At 44.7% G+C, this 22,845-nt stretch carries 23 protein-coding genes; 1 reads left to right on the plus strand and 22 read right to left on the minus strand.

Annotation, left to right across the window (positions count from 1 at the left end; all coding sequences use genetic code 11):
* Window positions 1-4 precede the first annotated feature (4 nt).
* The 3 genes from G7Y37_RS04395 to purM are packed head-to-tail and all read right to left on the minus strand — an operon-like array spanning window position 5 to window position 2,640.
* Complete coding sequence (locus tag G7Y37_RS04395) at window positions 5-994, minus strand: XdhC family protein (RefSeq protein WP_165062260.1); 990 nt, start codon at window positions 992-994, stop codon at window positions 5-7.
* Complete coding sequence (gene purN, locus G7Y37_RS04400; protein ID WP_165062261.1) at window positions 984-1,598, minus strand: phosphoribosylglycinamide formyltransferase; 615 nt, start codon at window positions 1,596-1,598, stop codon at window positions 984-986. Before purN ends, G7Y37_RS04395 begins: the two co-directional genes overlap by 11 nt.
* Entirely contained in the window at window positions 1,585-2,640 is a 1,056-nt protein-coding gene (purM, locus tag G7Y37_RS04405) for a phosphoribosylformylglycinamidine cyclo-ligase (protein ID WP_165062262.1), read from the minus strand. Before purM ends, purN begins: the two co-directional genes overlap by 14 nt.
* 204 nt (window positions 2,641-2,844) lie before the next feature.
* Between purM and G7Y37_RS04410 the strand changes: the two genes are divergently transcribed.
* The gene (locus G7Y37_RS04410) at window positions 2,845-3,465 is read left to right on the plus strand and encodes a hypothetical protein (protein ID WP_165062263.1); all 621 of its coding nucleotides are present in this window, start codon (window positions 2,845-2,847) and stop codon (window positions 3,463-3,465) included.
* 397 nt (window positions 3,466-3,862) lie between these two features.
* Here G7Y37_RS04410 and G7Y37_RS04415 read toward each other — a convergent pair whose 3' ends face one another.
* The 19 genes from G7Y37_RS04415 to loaP all read right to left on the minus strand — a co-directional run bounded on the left by G7Y37_RS04415 (window position 3,863) and on the right by loaP (window position 22,603).
* Entirely contained in the window at window positions 3,863-4,072 is a 210-nt protein-coding gene (locus G7Y37_RS04415) for a hypothetical protein (RefSeq protein WP_206214094.1), read from the minus strand.
* Window positions 4,073-4,115: 43 nt separating this feature from the next.
* On the minus strand, window positions 4,116-5,594 hold the full coding sequence (purF, locus tag G7Y37_RS04420) for an amidophosphoribosyltransferase (RefSeq protein WP_165062265.1): 1,479 nt from the start codon (window positions 5,592-5,594) through the stop codon (window positions 4,116-4,118).
* Window positions 5,591-6,616 (minus strand): class B sortase, encoded by a 1,026-nt coding sequence (locus G7Y37_RS04425; protein ID WP_165062266.1) that lies wholly within the window; start codon window positions 6,614-6,616, stop codon window positions 5,591-5,593. The genes purF and G7Y37_RS04425 overlap by 4 nt, the downstream gene beginning before the upstream one ends.
* A 230-nt stretch (window positions 6,617-6,846) precedes the next feature.
* Window positions 6,847-7,116, minus strand: coding sequence for a type II toxin-antitoxin system RelE/ParE family toxin (locus tag G7Y37_RS04430; protein WP_206214095.1), 270 nt, complete (start codon window positions 7,114-7,116; stop codon window positions 6,847-6,849).
* Complete coding sequence (locus G7Y37_RS04435) at window positions 7,109-7,405, minus strand: hypothetical protein (RefSeq protein WP_165062268.1); 297 nt, start codon at window positions 7,403-7,405, stop codon at window positions 7,109-7,111. Before G7Y37_RS04435 ends, G7Y37_RS04430 begins: the two co-directional genes overlap by 8 nt.
* A gap of 165 nt (window positions 7,406-7,570) precedes the next feature.
* Complete coding sequence (locus G7Y37_RS04440; RefSeq protein WP_165062269.1) at window positions 7,571-8,308, minus strand: cytidylyltransferase domain-containing protein; 738 nt, start codon at window positions 8,306-8,308, stop codon at window positions 7,571-7,573.
* On the minus strand, window positions 8,301-10,145 hold the full coding sequence (locus G7Y37_RS04445; RefSeq protein WP_165062270.1) for a hypothetical protein: 1,845 nt from the start codon (window positions 10,143-10,145) through the stop codon (window positions 8,301-8,303). The genes G7Y37_RS04440 and G7Y37_RS04445 overlap by 8 nt, the downstream gene beginning before the upstream one ends.
* A complete protein-coding gene (locus tag G7Y37_RS04450; protein WP_206214096.1) occupies window positions 10,138-11,634 on the minus strand; it encodes a lipopolysaccharide biosynthesis protein in 1,497 nt (498 codons plus the stop codon). Before G7Y37_RS04450 ends, G7Y37_RS04445 begins: the two co-directional genes overlap by 8 nt.
* Window positions 11,616-12,668 carry a hypothetical protein gene (locus G7Y37_RS04455; RefSeq protein WP_165062272.1) on the minus strand — a complete coding sequence of 351 codons (1,053 nt, stop codon included), beginning with the start codon at window positions 12,666-12,668 and terminating at the stop codon, window positions 11,616-11,618. Before G7Y37_RS04455 ends, G7Y37_RS04450 begins: the two co-directional genes overlap by 19 nt.
* A gap of 71 nt (window positions 12,669-12,739) precedes the next feature.
* Window positions 12,740-13,519, minus strand: a complete 780-nt coding sequence (locus G7Y37_RS04460; protein ID WP_165062273.1) for a glycosyltransferase family 2 protein — start codon at window positions 13,517-13,519, stop codon at window positions 12,740-12,742.
* A 16-nt stretch (window positions 13,520-13,535) separates the two neighbouring features.
* The gene (locus G7Y37_RS04465; RefSeq protein WP_165062274.1) at window positions 13,536-14,594 is read right to left on the minus strand and encodes an EpsG family protein; all 1,059 of its coding nucleotides are present in this window, start codon (window positions 14,592-14,594) and stop codon (window positions 13,536-13,538) included.
* A gap of 2 nt (window positions 14,595-14,596) precedes the next feature.
* Window positions 14,597-15,610 carry a glycosyltransferase family A protein gene (locus G7Y37_RS04470; protein ID WP_165062275.1) on the minus strand — a complete coding sequence of 338 codons (1,014 nt, stop codon included), beginning with the start codon at window positions 15,608-15,610 and terminating at the stop codon, window positions 14,597-14,599.
* Entirely contained in the window at window positions 15,597-16,718 is a 1,122-nt protein-coding gene (locus G7Y37_RS04475) for a glycosyltransferase (protein WP_165062276.1), read from the minus strand. Before G7Y37_RS04475 ends, G7Y37_RS04470 begins: the two co-directional genes overlap by 14 nt.
* Window positions 16,715-17,962: a glycosyltransferase family 4 protein gene (locus G7Y37_RS04480; protein ID WP_165062277.1), complete on the minus strand. Its 1,248-nt coding sequence runs from the start codon at window positions 17,960-17,962 to the stop codon at window positions 16,715-16,717. Before G7Y37_RS04480 ends, G7Y37_RS04475 begins: the two co-directional genes overlap by 4 nt.
* Window positions 17,963-17,965: 3 nt before the next feature.
* A complete protein-coding gene (locus G7Y37_RS04485) occupies window positions 17,966-18,913 on the minus strand; it encodes a GDP-L-fucose synthase (protein ID WP_255463931.1) in 948 nt (315 codons plus the stop codon).
* Entirely contained in the window at window positions 18,914-20,002 is a 1,089-nt protein-coding gene (gmd, locus tag G7Y37_RS04490; RefSeq protein ID WP_165062278.1) for a GDP-mannose 4,6-dehydratase, read from the minus strand.
* Between the two features lie 10 nt (window positions 20,003-20,012).
* Window positions 20,013-21,368: a sugar phosphate nucleotidyltransferase gene (locus G7Y37_RS04495; protein WP_165062279.1), complete on the minus strand. Its 1,356-nt coding sequence runs from the start codon at window positions 21,366-21,368 to the stop codon at window positions 20,013-20,015.
* Window position 21,369: 1 nt separating this feature from the next.
* Complete coding sequence (locus G7Y37_RS04500; RefSeq protein WP_165062280.1) at window positions 21,370-22,080, minus strand: sugar transferase; 711 nt, start codon at window positions 22,078-22,080, stop codon at window positions 21,370-21,372.
* Between the two features lie 10 nt (window positions 22,081-22,090).
* Entirely contained in the window at window positions 22,091-22,603 is a 513-nt protein-coding gene (gene loaP / locus G7Y37_RS04505; RefSeq protein ID WP_165062281.1) for an antiterminator LoaP, read from the minus strand.
* Window positions 22,604-22,845 lie beyond the last annotated feature (242 nt).

Here is a 22,845-nt window from a genome sequence, read left to right on the forward strand (position 1 = left end):
TCCCCTACCTCCCTAAACTGTCTTCGTGCTTCTTGCGTGCCTCTTCGCTATAACGCTGCTTGTAGCGTACATCTATTAACTCGGCAACAATGGCAATAGCAAGTTCTGCAGGTGTTTTCGCACCAAAATTTAGCCCAATGGGTCGCTTAACGCGCTGCCAATCTGCCTCGGACACGCCAGCGCCCAAAACCAAATCGTGAACCGTAGAGTTTTTGCCCGCGCACCCCATCATGCCAACATAGTGCACGTTGTTCTGCAGCGCCCAAACACAACTTTCCGGATCAAACATATGCCCGCGAGTTAGCACGCATACATAGTCTTCCGGTTTAGCCGGCATGTTTGCCAATTCATCAAAATTCCCACCGTGTAACATAATGCGTTCGGCGCACGGGAAACGCTCTTCATTCAAGAACGCAGGGTCGTAATCAACCGCAATTACATGAAAACCTACATGGTCAGCCAAGCGCGCCAATTCCACCGCCGCATCGCTTGCACCCAAAAGCCAAACGCGCACTTTGCCAAACAGCGGCTGGCTAGCCCATGTAAGACCATCAAACTGATCGTTGTGCATGGAAGGCCCGCGCGTAACATCTTTCATCTGGAACACGTCGCGCGCACTTACTTCGCGACTAGCTACAATCTCTTTTGCATCGTTGCAGAAAAAGACTAAGTCTTGCCCGTCAGCTGAACCCACATCGCCATATTTCTTTGTAACTTCGTTATCTACGTTTTGGACGGCTTTTGCACAATCGTATACCACCTTAAAGCCTAGCCACGCCAAGTCGCCCTCGTCAATTGCCCGCAACGCGCGTTCAAACGTAGGAATATCAGCCTGAGTAAGCGCTGCCGCTATGCGCGTTAGCACATCGGGACCAATATGGCTGTCACCTTCTGTAGCCTCTTTTGAAAACGCCGGAAAATCTGCCACAGAAAGCTGCGGTGTGCGCCCCGCACGCAAGTCTTCAATTATTCCTTGAATAGTTTCACGCTTCATATATATGCACCTTGCCTTCCGAATCTATTTCCATGCGCCCCTCAGCTATGGCGCGCAGCACTTGCGGATATAACTCGTGTTCTACATTATGTATGCGAGCCTCTAGGGAATCTATGGTATCGCCCTCAATTAAAGGCACCGCACGCTGGGCAACTATGGGACCTTTGTCGTATTCTTCGTTGGCAAAATGTACGGTAACGCCGGTTACTTTTACGCCCGCATCCCACGCATCGCGTATGGCATGCGCACCCTTAAACGATGGCAACAAAGCTGGGTGCAAATTCAATACCTTATTCGGAAAAGCATCTAACACCACCGAGGTTATCATTCGCATGTATCCAGCCATCACCAAGTACTCAGCACCGGCTTCGCGCATGATATTTACTATGCGCGAATCGGCTGCACGTGCGTCTGTATACACGCTGCGGTCAAACACCGTTGTGGGTATGCCCGCTTTTTGCGCACGCTGTATGCCGAATGCATCTGGGCGCGAAGATATCACGTGCACTATTTCTACAGGAAGCCCACACTCTATCTGGTCTAATATTGCCTGCAGATTCGTTCCGCTTCCCGAAAGCAATACGCCGCATTTAAGCGCGCACATATTCCACCTCGCCAGAACCGGACACCACGCGCCCTATGTTGTGCACTTTTTCGCCCGCAGCGTCTAGTGCCGCCTTCACATCGTATTCGGTGCTGGCATCCACCACCAACACAGCACCTATTCCCATATTGAATGTCTTTAAGCGCTCGGTTTCGCTAAGATTTGCCGCCTCGCAAGTATATTCAACAATTGGAGGCACAACCCACGAGCCTAGCTGCACTTGCGCATTCATATTAGAAGGAAGTGCGCGATTCAAATTTTCCGTTATGCCACCACCGGTTATATGCGCCAGAGAATGCACCGCGCCCGGCAAACTGCGCAGCACATCAAGCACCGGCTTTACATATATGCGCGTTGGAATCAGAAGAGCCTCAAGCACACTTTTGCCGCCAAGCTTTTCCACGGGCGCTTTCAGTTCATCGGCGCTTTTGCCCTCTACCAAAACCTTGCGCGCCAGCGAATAACCATTCGAATGCAATCCACTAGATTCAAGCCCAAGCAAAACGTCGCCAACATGCACATTTTGAGGCCCCAACATGCGCGGCTTATCAACTAGACCGACGCAAAAGCCGCTTAGGTCGTAATCGTCAGGGTCCATAACGCCGGGGTGTTCAGCCATCTCTCCCCCGATAAGCGATGCGCCTGCCTGCTTGCATCCATCGGCTATGCCAGCCACTATGTCGTGCATCTGCTCGGCAGAAAGCTTTCCCACGGCAACATAGTCCAAAAAGAACAAAGGCTCGGCACCAGTAGCAAGAATATCGTTTGCACACATCGCAACTAAATCAATTCCGACGCTTGTGTGCTTACCAAGCATTTGAGCTACTTTAAGCTTGGTACCCACGCCATCGGTTCCGCTTACAAGCAGCGGCTCTTCCATTTCCTTTGCTGCAGCTATGCTGAAAAGACCGCCAAAACCACCTATATCGCCCACCACTTCATGTCTATATGTGGCACCGACCAGCCCCTTTATAGCATCAACCGCACGCGCACCTTCTGCCGTGCTAACACCAGCCTGTGCGTAAGTAATTTGTTCGCCCATCCACACCACCTTCCGAAGTTTTCACTTGCCTCTATTCTAACTTCTAACTAGCAAAACCTTTAGTGCGTTTCGCTAATATCAGGCAAGGTATTTTCAGGCGATAAATTACCGCAAGGAAACTATTTGGCGAAAGATGGTATTCTGGGGCAGTATTGAAATAGAATTCAATATCGGCAATACGTTTAAGTAAGGAAGGAAATACCGATGCAAACGAATCACGCTAAAGCCATTAAGGGTCTTAGCATTGCTGTTGTCGTTCTTGCCGCATTAGGAATTATTGGCAGTCTAATCGGGGCGATTGCAATGATGGCTATGGGTCCGGCGCTAGAATATGCCGCAACAGGCATTGAATACGACAACGGATATTATTCTCATTCCGATGGTGCAATAGTTGCACAAATTTTAATGGCAGTTGGCGAAGCCATGTTTGTGTGGACGCTTATATGCTGCATTTTAGTATTGGTCGCTGGCATAACAGGACTACGCTTCCATAACAATCAGCAGAAATTAGGGAATGTCTTCGGCTGGGCAATTGCAGGTGCCATCCTAAGTTTCCTTGGAGGCAGCATAGTTACATGCGTACTGTTAATTATCGTAGCTGTGTTCGCTAGTAAAGACCGCCAGTTAGTGAAAGCCGGCGCTTATAACCAATCAGCGCCAACAGGTATTCCTGCACAACCAATACAGGTACCCGCACAGCCGGTGCAGCCGGTGCAGCCAGTACAGCCGGTGCAACCAATGCAGCCTACTGTCCCCGAACAGCCAACAACACAACCCGAACAAGTAGCAGATCAGACCAATACAACCACACAAAGCAACCAATAAATTATGGCATATAGGCAAAAGTGTGTAGGATTCTCACTTGACATCCCTGTTCAGGCAAGCTTTTTCTAAGAAAAAGTCAGTTATGAACAGGGGTGAGCAGTGTTTACTAGAAAAATGGTCAAAACTTCCAACTTTCCATGGTCATATCGCCACATAGATAACTTGAATTGTGAAGAACACTGGGCAAACAGGGTTCTTCAATTCCATTTTGATTCGTAATTGGCGTAATTTGGCATTATAGACTGTGGAAAGTCGGAAGTTTTGACCATTTTTCGCCTAAAAAGTGACGAAGGCAACACACGGTCTAGTTTGGTCATAGTTCCACAACAGCACTCCTTGCCCCTTTGTGATGGACTGAGCCTTACACACTTTTCTGCCTATATGCCTGAATTATTTGTTAGCTAATACAGCGGCATGAAATAATAGCCGCTGAAAGAGAATCGCCCGACCGTTCTATAAGAATGGTCGGGCGATTTTGCTGCATCATCCCCTGATGAGGTGCAGCCGCTGCAGACGAAGATGTCCCGCGCCTTCGCTCTTCGCGACGCATCCTAGCCTTTCGCGCGCATATTGCCGAAGCCCCCTTTTCATCAGCATGCGTGCTCATAGGCTGAACAGTCAAAGCCTTGCAACGCTCGAAGTATACATCATTATTCGCCTTCTTTTGAAAAAACCTTATCGAAATCATGTTTAGTGAAAAAGCTAAGTTGTGCCACATCTTCAGGAATAGCAACCGGATAATCGCCCGTGAAGCACGCATCGCAGAACCCCTGAGTATGCGCATCGCTTACAGCCTCGCGCAATCCATCCAGCGACAAAAACGCCAAAGAGTCAGACCCAATCCATTCATTCATTTGCTCAAGCGACATATTTGCCGCTATAAGCTGATCGCGCGTATCGGTGTCTATACCATAGAAGCATGGCCACATAACTTCTGGACTAGTTATACGCAAATGCACCTCTGTTGCACCAGCATCTCGGAGCATTTGCACCAGCTTCTTGCTTGTATTGCCGCGCACTATGCTATCGTCAATAACCACCAGCCGCTTGCCAGCTATTACATTTGAAAGCGGATTCAACTTCAACCGAATGCCCAACTGTCGCATTTCCTGAGTAGGCTGTATGAAAGTGCGCCCAACATAACGATTTTTCACTATGCCGTCGGTGTATTCTATGCCGCTCTCAGCTGAAAAACCAAGCGCCGCAGGTACCCCGCTGTCTGGCACCCCTAGCACCAAATCGGCATCAGCCGGAGCTTCGCGCGCCAAAATGCGCCCCGTATTGCGACGCGCCTTATAAACACTTTGCCCATCTATTACGCTATCGGGTCGCGCAAAATAAACGTATTCAAAGATGCAAGCTGCTGGCTTTTTTGAAGGAACTGCCTGTACAGATGCCACTCCGTCTTGCCCAATCCTGACTATTTCACCGGGATTTATATCGCGCACATACTGAGCGCCAACTATATCCAAACCGCAAGTTTCAGACGAAACCACCCATCCGCGGTTATTAGCCAACTTTCCCATGCATAGCGGTCTTATGCCGTGCGGATCGCGAAAAGCATAAAGAGCATCAGCCGTACATATGACCATTGCGTATGCGCCCGCCATCAAATTCATAGCGCTTGTAATACCGTCGCGCAGATGATGCGTCTTTCGCGTAACCAAACCTATTGCCTTTGCGGCTACCTCAGAATCGGTAGAAGATCGCAGTTGTACGCCCTGATCTATTAGCTGCGCACGCATGCTATTTGTATTAGTAAGTGTGCCGTTGTGCGCCAACGCAAACAGTACTTCATCTATAGCTGACATATGCGGCTGCGCAGCTTCCCATACCGCTTTGCTACCGCTGGTGGAATAACGCACATGGCCTATCGCAACATCGCCCGTAAGGCTGGCAAGCGCAGCTTCATTGAATACCTGAGTTACAAGCCCAAGATCTTTCTCTACGGTGACGGTGTAACCGTCACCCACAGCAATGCCCGCGCTTTCCTGTCCGCGATGCTGCAGCGCCTGCAAACCAAAACCCGTCATTCGCGCCACATCGCTTCCGGGCGCATATACTCCAAAAATTCCGCATTCTTCCTGAGGATGATCGGGGTGTTCCCCACACTCTATCCAGTCGCTCATAAAAGCCTTTCAGCTATCGCACCTTCTACGCTTTCAATATCGCCTTGATCAACTAGCGAATTTCCTTGCGAAACCGTACTTCCGGCTGGCAAAAATTCGTCCACTGAACAAAACGTTACTATGCGATAGTTTACATCTGGATAGCTGCATGTAGAAAATGCAAATACTTGCTTAATGTCGTCTACCGGCGGCGCTGGCGGATCGGGGTTTACAGTAGAGGTGTCTATGCGCTTTTGCACATAATCGTGAAAGTCTTGCATGGAATCAAAGTCGGGAATGACAATATCGGTTGACGACCCCGGCACTTTATCGACGGCAAACGATGTAGTTCGGAAGTTCCCTTCCGGTGTTAATACGTAAAATGTGCGTAGCTGGTTGAACAGTTCATCGCTCCAAGCAAAATCGCCCAAAGTGGCAAACATTGTGCCGTTAGCCATATGGTGTCCGTATATTACGTTTACTTGGTCGGTCCAATCGGGCGAATTTACGCCAGCTAGCATTATGCAACCGTATTCAGCACCAAAATCGCCAACAGAATTTTGACCAAAGTTGTGCTTCAAATAATATTTGTCGTCGTTTTTGCGCCAGCAAATTGGGTAGCTAATATTTGTGCCGGGCACATAAACCCATCCCACCACATCGGGGTTAATTGCGCGCAACGCATCCCAGTCTACATCGAAGCTTCCAAGAGTTGTAACTCCGCTGCTGTCGTTTATGGTGAAATTCTCGTCGCTGAGTTTGGTGTATTCGTTTTGCCCGTTCCAATACGTGAAAAGTAACCAGCCCAAGCCGCCTAGCGCACACGCCAGAACCACTATAGCCAATATAAATACTACGCGCCAAGCCCCGCCTTTTCGCTTTTGCTTTTTGCTTGGCTTCTGAGAATTGGGCTGCATCGGAGGCTGCATTTGCACGCGGTTGCCCTGCAAATTACCATGCTGATACATATTCGGTTGAACTGAACCATGCGAGACTTGCGTACCCGCCTGCCCGTTCAGTTTGGGTCCGAAACTGTAGGTCATACCTTCCTTGTGCCTTTTGCCTTTGCGCCGGTTTTAAGTTATTTCTTCTTCATTTCGTCGAAGAAGCCCTTGCCTACAAAAACAACGACAAGAATAACTATTATTGCAATAATAATTCCGACTACCCAAGGCTGAGCCAAGAACTCAAAGATATCCATTGAAACTCCTAGTCGTATTCAAACATTACACTAATTTTAATGCAAAGTGCACACTAAGCAACTATGCCATTTCTATTGCGCCATCCTTTGGTGAATAAGCGCAAGAATATGGACTTCATTGCGTTCTGCATGATATTCATAGACGACATCAAAAGGCGCAACGACCAACTTGCGTACAGTTTTGCCATATTTCCTGCGAATTGACTGAGGCACTATACTAGAACCGATCTCGGGCATATCGGACAATAAAGAAATAGCATCCATTATCTCTTTGCGCTTGCTGGCAAGAAGTACTTGTGCAATGTCATTTAAGAAACCTTCAGTAAAAAGAATTTCAGGCATCTGTACGCCTCTTGACTTCTTCATATGCCGCCTCGATACCTTTTACATATCGCCCAGCAGCAATATCTGCGCGTCCCCGTTCAATAGCAGATGCCATACAAGCCTCATATACCGCACTTTCTGCAGCCTCTTTAAGCTTCTCTTGAAACATATCCTCAGTACAAAACACGTAAGCCCCAACACCGTTTTCGGTTATACGTACAATATTTGACTGAGCGGCTTTTTTTATCTCTCCTTGTTTCTTTTGAAGAGCAGAGATTGGGAAAATAGGCTCCATTGTCACCGTCATACAGCATCCTTTCGGAAGAAAATATACTATAGAATAGTATATAAGTTATTCCGACTGACTAAAAGCGACTTTTTAAAGCTACTCTGAAGAGGGCTTAATTTAGTGTGCCCTAATTTTGTCCCGAGCGTAGACTTAAGGTTAGATTTTCTTTATTTAGTGGAATAATCAATCTTCTCGGTATTCCGCAAACCTTACTCTGGCTGCCTCAGCAGCAGCCTCAATCACTAGACTCTCCGCTTTCCTAAAATCTTCAATCGTGTCAATATCAATCCCTGCATCTTTTGATGACACAAAAGCAATCGGATTGTCATTAATGCTCGTTTCAAGAGTCAATTCATTTGCAAGGTTAATAGCAATCGAGCCATCAACTCGATAGTACTTCGGCATATTCTGCCGCCGTATCGTACTTGAACAGTCAAGCAAGTGTTTTACTCTGAAATCTTTGCCTATCGTCCTCATAAGCACAGGATTTTCCTGCACTTCAGAAACCGACACCAAACCTTCGTAATTGTGAAGTACAAAATGCTCGATACTATTGTCGATATCCATAAATGTACGCAAAGGGCAAGTTGGCTGTAAAATAACAATTATGTCAAATATGTCCCCAGTCTCATTCAATGTATCTCTGGCATGAATTACACACTCGATAGTCTTTGAAGTGTCAAGCGCAAGTTCAGCTGGGCGCATAAAAGGAACGTTGGCACCATAACGCCTCGCAACTTCCGCTATCTCATCATCATCCGTGGATACACAAACCCCATCCACATACTTGCTTTGCAAAGCTGCTTTTATTGTGTAGGCAATCAAAGGAACACCATTCAAAGGCTTGATGTTTTTTCTCGGAATGCCTTTACTACCACCCCTAGCAGGGATTAAAGCAAGGATTCTTCTCCCCTCAATCATCGTATTTCCTTTCTTGAAAATCGTTTTCCTCAATGCCGCTTGCATAATCAACCATGAGGCACTGGATTGCCGGATATGCCAGTAAAGACGGCGTACCTTTTTCGCCGCGTTTCCATGTCACCGGCAGATATGACCAATGATCCTCGATAGCTTCCCTGCAAAATTGAACGATATGCCTGTTCTTTTTCTCAGTGTCTAGGTACGCATCACCGAATTTCTTGCATAGACGCACGTCAAGAATGGCGCGAGTTCTCTCCTCTCCCAGAATACGACGCATGATAGTCTTTACAATACAGCGCAGCCTCTGATTTCCCAGATCAGGATGTCTTCGTTCCAAGAGAAGATTCTCGCTATCAAACACACAGAACAAACCGTGAGAGTAATATTCCACCTGCAACAAATTTGGCATCCATTGTTCCACTAAGTTGAGATTGATACGAGCATCAGAGAAAACATCGTAATTCACACCATCGATTATCTTTACAATTTGAGGTTGTGCCAGCAAAGGTGTGTAATAGCAGAATTGATTGACAAAATTACACACTATGGTATCGGCACGCTGGCGATAACGATGGTAAAGTCTCATACAATCGCTCTTTGTCAGATTTGTAGCATCTATTCCACAGCGTTGCGCGTAGTCAATAAATTCCTCAATAACGCGATTGCGCAACATCGTGAAAAATTCATCAAACTCACACTGTCGGTAACGCTCCATATAAATGTCGTCGACGAAATCCTCAATAGAAAAACCTTCGTGATATGCGGCATCAAGATCATCCCACTGCGTTATTGTTTCGCCGAAATATCCAAAATCGACATAGTCTGACTCCAACTTGTGCAGGAATATTTCTTTGAAACGTTTATTTCCACCATAGATATAGGCATAGTCACCATAGGTATTGAAGTCAAAAGCATTGTTATCCACACAATAAATCTCTTCGAAATCTCGCGCGATATCGAAAAAGCGATAGTCGGTTTTTGCAACTTCGGATACTTGCCTCGATATCCTATCGTCGGGTTCGTTGTAGTTACTTACCGCATCAGAGCCGCCCCATTGTGCCAAATGAGCGACATCACCATTTCCTATATATGATGCAAGCATCAAGCGAGCATCAAGTCCCCCAGTAATGAAAACGGTTTTATCTTTAAAAGCATCCCTTCTAACTTGGGCAAACGCATCCGCCTCTCGTCTGATACCGTAGACAACATCTTCAAATGTCTGAGGAGCCACTTCATGCGAAACGGAAGCATCCAAAAGCTGACTAATTTTAACCTTACCCGTAGACGTATCTATTTCTACGCACTGATTTCCTTCAAGTTTAAACACCTTTTTGAATGGTGTCTTATTGTCTATAATGCTCCACGTAAAGCAATATTCCGCAAAAACCAACCGATCGAGTTTGGCTTGCACTATACGCGCTATCTGAAAGTAGGAGTTCGTTATGATAAACTCCTCATTAGAACGAAAGTAGTTCATTGAATATGTTGCAAGAGGATCTACGAATACCTTTATCGTTTCTCCGTGGCAAATGGCAACACAATAGCTACCGTAGCTGTTATGCCGTATTGTTTCGACATCCACTTTCAAACTGTCGTTAAAAAGCATTTCTAAAGCAGTATGCCCAACGCTCCCCTTATAGATAAACGTCCCCACCACAGCAGCGAAGCCGTCATCTCCCTTTATAAAGTTACAATTGTGCACTCTTAACTTATGATGCGAAAGAAGATATGCAAAACCTTTTTTTTCACGTGCTGAAATACTAAACGGCGTATCGCTCATGATATCTTCCATGCATGCTGCCCAGCGTGCGGAATTAGTTATAGCAAGCCTACCCATTGCTCATATCCCTCCGTTTCCTTAGAGCACGCACCAACCGTTCAGCCCCCATCACAATCGCCAGCACGAAAGCAATAGACGAAGCTACAACAAGTGCACATAGCGCCCAATTTGTATAAGAATCCATCTGAAATAAAGGAACAAGAAATTCTTGAACGCACAACATAACACCAAAACCCACCAACCCGTAGACAGTCATGCGCGCAAAGGTATTACGCGATCCTGAAATAGCCATATCCGTACTCGCATATACGCGAAACGTAATGATGCCTATTGCCCACGCAATAGATGTCGCAACCAAAAGCCCGCACAATCCCCAAGTTAGCAACAATGCCGACAATACAATTTTTACCGCTGCTTGCACTACCAGAATCGCACGGGTTTGCCTATAATCACCTTTAGCAGCGATGACAGTTAACGCAGGCTTTTGAAAAGCACGCAAAAGCCCACTGATAGCAAACAAATATGCAAGTCCTAAGTTGAAATAATCGGCATCATTAGCCCCTGCAACATACAGATGGACGAAAGGAAGAAGCAGGACCGCCATACAGACGTATAACCAAACGCAAGCAGGAATGTATATATACTCGAACCTCGCATAGAGCCGCTGTAAACCAGCGCCATCGCCTAGAGCTATTCTTTGACCAAAATGAGCCGTCACGCTTGCTGTCATAGCGTCAACCAAACCCGCAAGCAGGAGAGCAATCATATTGTAGACGGCATAAACGCTTGCAAGACTCAAATCGAAAGCAACTGATATGACGATTATGTCAACATTCATAATTATAAGCGTCGCCACCTGATGGATCATGATGTCACGCTGGCGGATTAGAGCGTCTTTTCGGGGATGCGCCTTATAGTTGAATCGCCCGAACCTCCTGTGTGCATATAGCACCAGAATGATTGCCTCACATGCCGTTGAGACAACGATGCTCGCTTTGACCGCGACTATCGGCATCATGTTCTGAATACATATGACGGAAAGCACAATCTGAATTACATAACCTAGAGATTCCGTCAAAAATACGATGTAAAGTTTGTTATCTGCCTGCAAAAGCGCTCGATACTTTCCCGAAGCAAAGTATCTGATGGCATTGGCGCAAGCAATGGTCACAATGAGGCCAAACATGGTGAGATACCCCACCTCCCCCGAAGACCACATAGGAAACACCAAAGCGACAAGCATCGTGGCAAGCGAGAATATCCATCCTATTTTGACGTAAAATGACCGGATACTCACCATGGTTGCCTCAGTACCATGACGATCTTTTCGGGCAAGCGGTTCATACAAAGCAACGATAGACGCACTGTAGATACCCATTTCAACAAGCTGGATACAACCGACTATCTGCGTCGCCACAGAAGCCGCTCCATTCACAGCCGAGCCATAGGAGAGAATAATCATATGCGGAAGAATAAGACCGTATACCGAGCGCACCACCAGAAGTACAATGTTGGCAAAGTAGTTCTTTAGCGCCTCGAAGCGCATATACCTTCATCCGTTAACACAGGTGATACAGCGGGGCTTTCACGCACAAACCTCTCAAGAACCTCTTCATATTCCTCGTAAGAGGAAGGACACGCAATGCGATCAGGACTGGAGTAAAGGGATGTAAAACGCTCCACCATGTCGCTCAGATCTCTAGTGTTCGGATCTTCAAACGAAACAAGTTTGTAGAGAAAAACGAGCCTAGGCTCCTTCCCAAGCAGTAGCTTGGGCAGCATCGCAGAAGTTGAAAGTCTTGATATCAAGATATTATCATCCGCTATCCCACCGCCTAGACACAGCAGCTCCATAGAAACATCTGGTGCTTCTTGCACGCCCAATGTGCTCAAAAGTCCATCAAAGCGCCTCGGATGCCTTTTCACACTAACGCTGTTCTTGAATGCACGAACCGCTCCGCTAAGCACAAGGCGAAGGAACTCTTCTGACTCAAGACCGTCTATCACCATCGCCTGTGTCCTGCAAGACAGCGAACGAGTATTGTAAAGCCCATAGATACGGGGCAGCATGCAGCCAACTCGAGCCATTGTATCGGCATCGCATATTTCATGCGATGCCGCAGATGCTGCACGCAATCTGGGCTCGCGAAGATAGCTCTCATCGGTAAAGCACCTCTCCGGAACACCCATCAACCTCTCGAAACGCCCGGGATGAGTAAATCTGGAGCGGATGTAGCTAGCAGAGCCATCTTCGAAATGAACGAATGTCGGAGGATTGGGTTTACCTGCCTTGGCAAGGGCATAGGCAATAGGATCATCATAAGAACAAAATACCCGACTGTAATCAACAACATTAATACCATGCATTTCGAGATATTCCGAAGCATGATGCAGATATAAAAACTTAAAAGTCAATCGCGTCATACGTTTGGCGCTGAAATAAGAGTCGTAGTCTTTTTTCCCGGGAATCAAAACAGCTTTCCTGAATAAACCAAGCGATTCCACGTTGTCACGCATCAAATCAACTGATTTGAAATAGTCCATAAGAACAATATCGCACGGAACTTTTTTAAAATACATCTCCCGTATGCACATTGCATTAAAGACTTGATAGGGCGTTGAACATATGAACAAATTTACATCGAACACTGCTAATATGTTTTTCTCTTAAAACCTGACTTTAATTCCTGATAAGAAGCCATAAGCAATTCCTTAGCATAGCGGACACCACCAATGACTCCCTGAGAGCGCTCAACGCTATGAAGTCTCTGCACTCTTCGATAGTCCTTTGCCACCTCGACGAACCGAGTTGACGACACGCCGCCTTCATCGTAGATGGCAATAGGAAGGTCAACGTGCGCGAACACCTTCCCATCCTGATACGCACGAAGGAATAATTCATAGTCAGCGGCGAAGGGATGCGTGCAGTCAAAGCGATACTCCCGCATAACGGACGTTTTGACGAAGGCAGCCTGATGACAAAATGGCATACGTTCTTCAATTAAAGAAACTGGATGCGCAGAAAGAATCCCCACTTCGCCCTCTACCACCCCGAGACTTTTGAGTCCAATGTCCCCATATACAATATCCGCTTCCGAGAGAGAAAGATATACACATATAGTTTCAAGAGTCGTATCCGACCAAAAACGATCACCCGCATTAAGGAAATATATCCACGGCTGCGTCGCCTGACAGATACCTTTGTTCATGGCATCATAGATACCTTTATCAGGCTCAGAAGAGAGAAAACATGGTATTCCTCGCTCCGTCAGTTTATTGTTCGCAGATTCGAGCAGAGCAACAGTACCGTCTTTCGATCCCCCATCAATGCATATTACGTCAAACTTGTCTGAAGTTTGACGTAAAACTGACTCCAGCGTCGCCACAAGCATCGATTCGGTATTATAGGTAACAATTACAACACTAATCACAGAACAGCTACCCCTTTTATATCCACGTAGCGTAAGGAACTATCTGCCCATCATTTACCGAAAGAAGCGTATATCCATAAAATACGAGCGCCACTAAAGAAACTATTTCGACAAACGAACCGAAGTGCTTAAGTTTTCCAAGTTCGGGAATAAAGAGTATAAGGAATACCGTAAAGAGAGGTCGCATACGCGTCGCCATCTCAACATCCATAGACATAAAACCAAGAGCAGCGCTAAAAAGAAGTGGTATTGACAGCCTTCTCAGATAATCTCCATCTACTAGCTTATCTTTCTGAGAAAGAACAATCGCCGTTGCTACAAGCAAAAGAAGAAACAAAGGGAAAAAGCCTGCGAAGCTTGCTTCGAGATCATATGTCTCATAGGCAGTATATCTTTCGAAAAGCACCATGTATATCTTCATAAGCTGTTCACCGAACAGAGAAAGTATCATAGCAACACAAAACATTATAAAAACGAAAAGATCACTCACCTGTCGTTTCATAAAGAACAAAGCATATACAATGATAAGCATGGCGATGCTGGTATGAATACTTGTTCCAGCAACCACAAAAGCAAGAGCAGGTACGATACACCTTTTCCGGGCATATTCGAATCCGCAAAGCGCGATGGCTAGCCCTAGCCAAAACCGAGAAGCGTTAAAAGCCTGAAAGTAGAGATAAGCACATTCGTACACAAGAACGGAAGCAAGAACATTCGAGGAGTTTCTGGCGATAAAAAAGAGTACAAGCGCAGTCGTTATGCAAGATTCCGTAAAAATAAACATCTGCGGATTTGATGTAAATAGACCTACCAATCTGTTGAATACTGCATATCCTATTTCATATCGAGTTCCGAACAGCGAATTCCATAAATCCATATCGTTCAAAGAGAGAAACGCCGTGTAATACTGCATAGTATCAGTACCTGTATAAGGTGAACGACAACCCGAAATTCCCGCAAGTAATACAAACACAGCAATAAGAAAGAGGTAGTAGCGTTTAATTCTGTACATAAGAACCCAATCTACGCCGTAAAGCACCACCGTGGCGATCGGGATAAGGAGATAAACTAGCAAACCTAGGATCTCCCTCTCAATACATTCAGCAAACGGAGAAGAAAACTGTATGTGTCCCGTCCAAGACGCATCACCTTTATATTGCCAACCCTTTTTGTCCCCAAAAACTCCTTATACCGACTCATATCAATACTCATCAGCTCTCGATAATATGGTTCGATGCGTTCCTTGTTGCAACCTCGAGCATCGATACTGCTAGTCGCATAGTACCTTATCAAATTGATATACTCATCTATATACAGACAAATAAGACGACATGTATCATCCTCACTCAAAATGCCGACCTTACCGTGGATATATCGGAGACATTCATCCTTCAAAGCATCGGCTGCGCGAAAGTGATCGTCGGAGATGTCCTCATGCGTTGCAGAATAGGGATTTACAGTGTAATGATAGCCTTTCCAGTTCCGGAAACTCGCCCTAGAGGCCTTTTCGAACGCACGGAATCCGAATACTTTGTCTTCAGCAATAGTAAGATGAACAGGAAAACGTATACCCTCTATAACACTCCTTGAGTAAAGCTTGGAACAAACTGCTGCATTAAAGTGCAATTGCGTAGTGAAGTCAAGAAGGGGACTGCTGTCTAATATGGCAACCTCTCCCTTGTCCTCATCATGCAACTCCCCTCTATCAAACGCAACACCTGAAATGTCCGTATTGTATGTAATCGCATCCGAGACAAGTGTTTCAAGGTAACAAGGGTTACACCAATCGTCACCATCAACAAAGGTAACATAATCTCCTCGCATCTTTTCCAATCCATGGTTCCTCGCAAAGGACACACCCTGCATTGTTTCTGATTCTATCTTTATGCGAGAATCACTACCTCCATATTGTTTGCATATACTCATTGTTTTATCGGTTGAATTGTTATCAATGACAATGAGTTCGAATGAGCAATAAGTCTGTTTAAGGAGAGAATCAATGCATCGAGCTATGCTTTTTTCATTGTTGTAAACTGGAATAATAACCGATACAAGAGGGGAGCTAGAAAAACCAGAACTAAATTCCGACATGATGGGAACTACCCCTCTCCTTGATGATAGCCAGCGCCCCATCATAGCCAGTCGCCGTCTTTGAGGATGGATTCGTCAGCGTCTCCTTGCATCCTCCTACGTCATAGGTTACAACCGGCGTACCACATGCTTCTGCTTCGAGGTTTACAGTCGGGTAATTCTCTTCTTTCGTTGGATTAAAAAACAAGTCGGCAGTAGCATATATCTCAGCAAGACGCTCTTTTGATTCCGTTCGCTTCAGACCGATAATCCGCCGAGGAATACTTCTTATCTGTTTTTTATTTAGCCCCACTACGACAATGGAAAAACTATCATCAAGATCTCGAGACAAACAAATGAAATCCTCTAATCCTTTTCGCTCGGTCCAAGGTGATGCTACGCCAAGCACCATGAATCGATCTCCTATACCGTAACGTTTCCTGAAATCACTCGAAATAGGCCTAAACACTCCTGTATCAACCGTATTGCGATGTATCTCTATCCGATACTCCCCCAAAAAACTTTGTTTTACAATGTTCTGAAGCCAAACTGACGGCGCAATAAGCGTCATGCGATTGGAGGGAATGCTTGTAAACAGTCGTTTTTTATCAGCAAAGTTCTGTGCACATGAGCTTTTACACAGCGTCTTGGGATAAACATCGAGCTGCGGGCACTTCTCTAAGTAACCGCAATGTTCTATCCATTGCGAACACTTCGCATATGTGAAGTGACCACAATGACCAGTAAATGACCAGCAATCATGAAGTGTCCATTTCACCTGACAATGATGCGACGCAAGCCATGCAAATAACATTTCTATGTTGATATAGTAACCATGAATGTTATGAAGATGCACAACATCAGGGTCGATGATGGTAAGTCTTTCAAGAAATGCGCGCGTCGCTCGCTTCGACGCAAATCCCATTCTCCCCGTCAATCGCACATAAATACCATGTGTATACGTGTCTGCTATACTGCCAATCTTCATCTCTTGAGATCCCTGCGGTTCGCGTCCACGAGCCCATGCGACATACGAGTCTTCCCCAGCCTGTATCAACTCCTCATGTTTTTGCATCATAACAGTGCCGGTAGAACCATTAGAAAAAGTGTTTATCTGAACATACTTCACTGTACGATATCATTGAACAACATTTTGTACTTTCCCACGGTCAATTCACGTGTCAAATAGGTGTCAAGATAAGAACGTCCTCCCCGATGCGCCTCGACAAACTTCTGTCTTTCGTCAATCACGCAATGAAGAGCCGATCTGAATTCATCATAATTACCTGCATGAGCGCAGATACCACAACCTGATTCCTCGACCAAGCACCATACCTCAGATCCTTCTTCCAAAACAGCTAGCATGGGAACGTCTGTAGCCATAACTCCATACGCCTTACTTGGACACGAAACACCTTTAATACCCTTAGCATTAGTGACAAGATGCACATCAGCGGCGTTAAGACTGTATACAAGTTCTTCTTTAGACTGATAGGGAATGAATAAAACATTGCGTAGTCTATTCTTTTCCACATATACTTCAAGCAGCGCCTTCATCACGCCATTGCCAACGAAGACAAAAACCACATCCTCCTCTTCCTTGAACTCACCCATAACCCGCACGAGACTTTCTAAGTCGTAATACAGACCAATATTCCCCGAATACATAATGACAAACTTGCCATCAAGACCATATTGCTTCCCGAAAGCTAAAACTTGTGGATGATCTTTTGAAAGCGGAATTATTGTCTTATCATCTGCCCAGTTATTAATAACCTCACAGTGAGGAACATCTTTGCCAACAAAACGTTGCTTTAATGTCTCTGCTAAATCACGTCCCGGCACGATAACGCATGAACTTTTTCTGCAAGATCGTTTATCAAGTATCATCATGATCTTATGTAAAAGAGTGCCACCTACATATCCAACAGCCATTATCTGTTCTGGGTTAAAATCCTGAATACCATAGATTAAAGGTGCTTGCACTTTTTTAGCACCATACACCCCAAGCATTCCGCCCAAAACAGGAGGCTGGGAATACGTAAAAACAAGATCAAAGTCTCCGCCAAGCTGTCGAGTAACCTTTCTAGCACCTCTCCAGAAATCCAAGATATTCAAAATACGGCTTTTCTTATCTGTCTTTGAGAAAGAACGAACCGGCACTCGAATGATTCTTACACCACCATGCTCTTCGTCATAGAAGCGCTTCTCGCGATATTTAGGAGAAACCTCTCCCGTATAACAAGGAACTGCACATATCACAGTAATATCAAAATCATCGGATAAGGCTTCAAAAAGCTCAGTATAAATTTGAGCGACAGAAGCAATTTCCGGATAATAATAGATTGAATACGCTAAAATGCGCTTACGCATCTTCTAGCGCTCACTTCTTGTTGAGTTCTCTAGAAAGTCTTTATATGCAAGCCTTATACCGTCTTTAAGTTCTGTTGAATAATGCCAACCTAAAGATTCAAGCTTTGATATATCAAGAAGTTTTCGAGGTGTGCCATTAGGGCGCGTTTTGTCCCACCCAATCTTTCCCTCAAAGCCCACAATACTGGCTACTAATTCAGCAAGTTCTTTTATAGTAAGCTCTTTGCCAGTTCCAACATTTACAGTTTCATTGCCAATATAGGTATTCATTAGGAATACACACGCATCTGCCAGATCATCCACATATAAAAACTCACGAAGCGGACTTCCATCCCCCCAACAAGTAACAGACTTTGCACCTGCTTCTTTTGCTTCATGAAAACGCCTAATCAAAGCAGGAAGAACATGAGAGTGCTCTGAGTGGTAATTATCATTTGGTCCATAAAGATTTGTTGGCATTACCGATATGAAATTGATGCCATATTGCCTATTTAGATACTCGCAGTATTTAAGTCCACTTATCTTAGCTAGGGCATAAGCTTCATTAGTTGGCTCTAGCGAGCCCGTAAGAAGGCAATCTTCTCGCATTGGTTGAGGCGAAAGTCTTGGATAAATACAGCTACTTCCTAAAAAGAGGAGTTTCTTACAACCACTCTCCCAAGATGCATGAATCACATTCATCTCAAGCATCATGTTTTCATACATAAAATCAGCAAGAGCAGATGAGTTAGCGACAATTCCGCCTACTTTTGCGGCAGCAAGAAATACGTAATCTGGCTTTTCTTCTTCGAAAAATCGCTCAACTTGGCTCTGTCTCAATAAATCAAGTTCAGAATGTGAACGTGTAATTATATTGGTATACCCTTTAGCTTCAAGGTTTCTAACAATGGCATTTCCCACCATGCCACGGTGTCCTGCTACGTAAATCTTGGAATCTTTTTTCATAGACATCTATCTCACCACACCTTTTTCAAGGTATTCAGCAAGGTTTTTGCGTACTCGCTCGCTTTCGCGTTCAACAGCTACTTTTGCCATATCGTGGTCAATCATTAATTCCACCAACTTCTCAAAGGAAGTAGATGTTGGATCCCATCCAAGTTGTTCTTTAGCTTTCGTTGGATCCCCAAGCAAATTCACTACATCGGTAGGACGATAGAAATCTGGGCTTACTTCTACAAGCACTTTGCCTGTTGCCTTATCAATACCGCACTCGTTAACTCCTGTACCTTCCCATTTAAGTTCTATACCGACACAAGAAAAAGCCAACGTGGCAAACTCTCTTACTGAGTGCTGCTCACCTGTTGATATTACATAATCATCAGGTGTGTCTTGTTGCAAAATAAGCCACATGCACTCAACATAGTCACGTGCATATCCCCAGTCACGCAAGGAATCAAGATTTCCAAGATAGAGTTTGTTTTGTTTTCCTTGCGCTATGCGAGCAGCAGCAAGTGTTATTTTTCGCGTTACAAACGTCTCACCGCGCCGCTCAGATTCATGATTGAAGAGAATTCCATTTGAAGCATGCATGCCATATGCTTCACGGTACTCCTTTACAATCCAAAAGCCATATTGTTTCGCTACAGCATATGGACTATAAGGATGAAATGGAGTTGTCTCCGATTGAGGAACTTCTTCTACTTTGCCATAAAGCTCAGATGTGGATGCTTGATATATTCTGCAAGTCTCAACTTGTCCTGTAAGGCGTACAGCTTCTAGAATACGCAGAACACCTACCGCATCAGCATCTGCAGAATACTCAGGTACATCAAAAGATACTTGAACGTGTGACTGAGCAGCTAGGTTGTATATTTCATCAGGGCGCACTTCACCAATTATCCCTATTAAACTCATCGAGTCATTAAGATCTCCATAGCGAAAATGAAAACCCTCTGTGCCTTCTAGGTGCGCTATTCGCTCTCGAAAATCTACGGATGAGCGACGTATCATGCCATATACGTCATAGCCTTTTTCAAGCAGAAACTCTGCAAGATAACTGCCATCTTGTCCTGTTACACCTGTTATTAAAGCTTTTTTCATATATTGATTCCTATTGATTGTTTTCCCAATAATTCCCAAAACGCTCTATATCACGCTCTTCTAGCTTGTCTCCAAGCTGCACTTCTATTAGGTGAAGCTTGGTTGTAGCTTTCAGTGCATGAAGAGATTCTTTAGAGATGTTGGCAACATATCCGGGTTCTACTTTTTCTACTTTGCCATCTAGGACAAAAAGACCCTCACCTGACACTATTGTCCAAACCTCAGATCTATGGGTATGCTTTTGATAAGAGAGTTGACAGTCTGGCTCTATGATTAACTCTTTAGTTAAAGACTTTCTGCCATCTAGGTATACACTGTAGTCAATTACCCTATATTCTCCCCAGCGTCTCTTTTCATACATTGGACGCGTTTCAGCTGCTTTTGAAATAAGGTCTTTTAGATTGCTGCTTTGCTCTTTGTTGCATACGAGAATGCCATCGTGTGTGGCTACTACAACAGAGTCTTGTATGCCAGATACTACAAGAGGCATACCTGTTTCATTTACTACATGGGTATTTGTACAGGTTTTATCATCTATAACTACACGCCCTGATATACTCTCTTGCATCTCTTCAGTTAGCGTATTCCATGTACCTAGGTCTTTCCATGTACCTTTATAAGGAATAACAGCAACAGATTTAGCCTTTTCTACTACTTCATAGTCAAAGCTAATCTTTGGAAGTTGGTTGTAGTTGTTATATACATCTTCATAGCTTTGAGCATCTATGTATTTAGATAGGATATCTGTGATGTAGCCTAATCTAGACGCAAACACTCCACAGTTCCAAAGAGCACCTTTTGATATAAGGCTTTCAGCTTTATCTTCATTTGGTTTTTCTACAAAGCAAGAAACAGGATATATGTCTTCTTTTGTATCTTTTGGAATAATGTATCCATATTTAGCCGATGGATAAGTTGGTTTAACGCCTAGGAGCACTAGCTGATATGTTTTGTCTTGTACAAAACTATCCAGTGTAGGGATTTTGTTGTAGTAGGTCTGATCTGCAAATGTATCTATTGGCATTACTATTACAGTATCTTCTCTACATACATTTTGTTTGTATAGAAGATGAGCACAGCTAAGCATAATTGCAGGAGCCGTATCTCGCCTTTCTGGTTCTAGGACTAGTGAATAGTCTCCTTTGATTTGTTGTTCAATTGAAAGTGCTTGAGAGACAGCTGTGGCTATTGTTATATCTAGGTCTGCATTCACTTTTTTAATTTGTGAAAATACACGTTGAACCATAGAGATATGGTTATCGTTTTCATCTCGCAATACTTTTAAGAACTGCTTAGAGCGAGTCTCGTTAGACAGCGGCCAAAGACGAGTACCAGAACCACCAGAGAGCAAGATTAGATGGATCAAGCTATCTACCTTTCTTTCCAGTTCCAAACATAGAACTAAAGGTGTTCACAGCTATTCGCATATCTAGCCTGACAGAGACGTTATCAATGTAGTAAAGCTCAAGTGTTTGGCGCTCTCCGGTGTCAAAGCTTGAATCATTTCTGCTTTGTGTTTGCCACCAGCCAGTAATACCTGGGCGCATGCTTAGTAGTTTGTCTGCATCGTGTTTGAAATGTATTAGTTCATCTTCTGTGATAGGGCGCGGACCTACCACGCTCATCTGTCCTACTAATACATTTATAAACTGAGGAATCTCATCTATTGATGTTTTCCTAATAAAGCTACCTAGCTTTGTAATGCGAGGGTCATCTTCTACTTTTCTCTCTCGCATCCACTCTATAAGTTGTTCTTCATTTAGGTATTTCTCTACGTTATCAGAGTCGCATACCATGCTTCTAAACTTATATATCTTGAAAGGCTTTTTATATTTACCCATACGAATTTGTGAGTATATTGGGCTTGCTTTTGTATCTTTTGCTATAAAGATTGAAAGTATTAGCGCTGGTACAAACCCAACTACTATTACTGCACTACTAAACACAATATCGAATGTGCGCTTTATGAAGCGGTATGGTAGGGGTTGGCGCGCTCTTGCAAGCGTATTGCTAGATTCGGATGTGTATTCTGCTGTTGTCGTAACTTCCGTTTGTTTGCGTTTGAGATTCTCGCCCAATGCTTGGAATCTAACTCTTCCGCCTAATAGCTAGCCCAACTTCGGCATTTATCATGCGACCAAACATCTTAACCTGCAGATATGCGCGCTTCTTCCTATGGTTCACCTTACGAATTAAACCCTCGTGATGAAGCAGCGGACCAGCCGTTATTACCAACTTGCCGCCATCAACATATCCTTCGCTCATCTGCACAGTGCGATTGTCTTTTTGCGTGAATGCGTCTATCCACGCAACTTCCCCTTTACTTAAAGGAATAAATGCTTTGTCGTTACCTAGAAGCCGCGTGAACGCCTTAACACCGCGAAGCCCTTGCTCCACGCGCTCTACCTGATTTGTCACCACAATAATGTAGCCCGGAAACAACACTTTCTCTACCGTTTCCCATACGCCATCACACTTTTCGCCCGTTTTATAGTGCGGGCAAAAGCATTCTTTAAGTGCAGCAGAGCCAGCCGCCGCTTCGCATATCATATCGACAGCAGACTGCTCCTGACCGGTCGCCACTTGAACGACGTACCACATCAGCAACTCCTAAACGACAATGCATTCAGTCCCTTTAAGCCAACGGATGCTGAACGCAGCATCGTTCAAGGCGCAAAGAGTGTAATTTGCTTCGCGTAGCGCAACTGCACCCGCAAAGCGAACTGCTAACAAATACGTTTCAACACAAAACACACCTGCTGTTAGCACGTCTCACTATATCACACAAAACACTCGTGAAAAACCATTTATGCAAGCGTTGCGCTGCCCCGCGCGAACGTGCA

The sequence above is a fragment of the Adlercreutzia sp. ZJ154 genome (genome assembly GCF_011039055.1).
Taxonomy (GTDB): Bacteria; Actinomycetota; Coriobacteriia; order Coriobacteriales; family Eggerthellaceae; genus Adlercreutzia_A.

Excerpts from the sequence above, each read along its gene's own strand:
- loaP (WP_165062281.1), bottom strand. The coding sequence starts at position 22,603 with ATGTGGTACGTCGTTCAAGTGGCGACCGGTCAGGAGCAGTCTGCTGTC.
- G7Y37_RS04440 (WP_165062269.1), bottom strand. The coding sequence starts at position 8,308 with ATGATTGAGGGGAGAAGAATCCTTGCTTTAATCCCTGCTAGGGGTGGT.
- G7Y37_RS04415 (WP_206214094.1), bottom strand. The coding sequence starts at position 4,072 with ATGAGCACGCATGCTGATGAAAAGGGGGCTTCGGCAATATGCGCGCGA.
- G7Y37_RS04455 (WP_165062272.1), bottom strand. The coding sequence starts at position 12,668 with ATGTATTTTAAAAAAGTTCCGTGCGATATTGTTCTTATGGACTATTTC.
- G7Y37_RS04435 (WP_165062268.1), bottom strand. The coding sequence starts at position 7,405 with ATGACGGTGACAATGGAGCCTATTTTCCCAATCTCTGCTCTTCAAAAG.
- G7Y37_RS04410 (WP_165062263.1), top strand. The coding sequence starts at position 2,845 with ATGCAAACGAATCACGCTAAAGCCATTAAGGGTCTTAGCATTGCTGTT.
- G7Y37_RS04445 (WP_165062270.1), bottom strand. The coding sequence starts at position 10,145 with ATGGGTAGGCTTGCTATAACTAATTCCGCACGCTGGGCAGCATGCATG.
- G7Y37_RS04485 (WP_255463931.1), bottom strand. The coding sequence starts at position 18,913 with ATGTCTATGAAAAAAGATTCCAAGATTTACGTAGCAGGACACCGTGGC.
- G7Y37_RS04395 (WP_165062260.1), bottom strand. The coding sequence starts at position 994 with ATGAAGCGTGAAACTATTCAAGGAATAATTGAAGACTTGCGTGCGGGG.
- G7Y37_RS04450 (WP_206214096.1), bottom strand. The coding sequence starts at position 11,634 with ATGCGCTTCGAGGCGCTAAAGAACTACTTTGCCAACATTGTACTTCTG.
- G7Y37_RS04430 (WP_206214095.1), bottom strand. The coding sequence starts at position 7,116 with ATGCCTGAAATTCTTTTTACTGAAGGTTTCTTAAATGACATTGCACAA.
- purM (WP_165062262.1), bottom strand. The coding sequence starts at position 2,640 with ATGGGCGAACAAATTACTTACGCACAGGCTGGTGTTAGCACGGCAGAA.
- purF (WP_165062265.1), bottom strand. The coding sequence starts at position 5,594 with ATGAGCGACTGGATAGAGTGTGGGGAACACCCCGATCATCCTCAGGAA.
- gmd (WP_165062278.1), bottom strand. The coding sequence starts at position 20,002 with ATGAAAAAAGCTTTAATAACAGGTGTAACAGGACAAGATGGCAGTTAT.
- G7Y37_RS04480 (WP_165062277.1), bottom strand. The coding sequence starts at position 17,962 with ATGCGTAAGCGCATTTTAGCGTATTCAATCTATTATTATCCGGAAATT.
- purN (WP_165062261.1), bottom strand. The coding sequence starts at position 1,598 with ATGTGCGCGCTTAAATGCGGCGTATTGCTTTCGGGAAGCGGAACGAAT.
- G7Y37_RS04470 (WP_165062275.1), bottom strand. The coding sequence starts at position 15,610 with ATGTCGGAATTTAGTTCTGGTTTTTCTAGCTCCCCTCTTGTATCGGTT.
- G7Y37_RS04425 (WP_165062266.1), bottom strand. The coding sequence starts at position 6,616 with ATGACCTACAGTTTCGGACCCAAACTGAACGGGCAGGCGGGTACGCAA.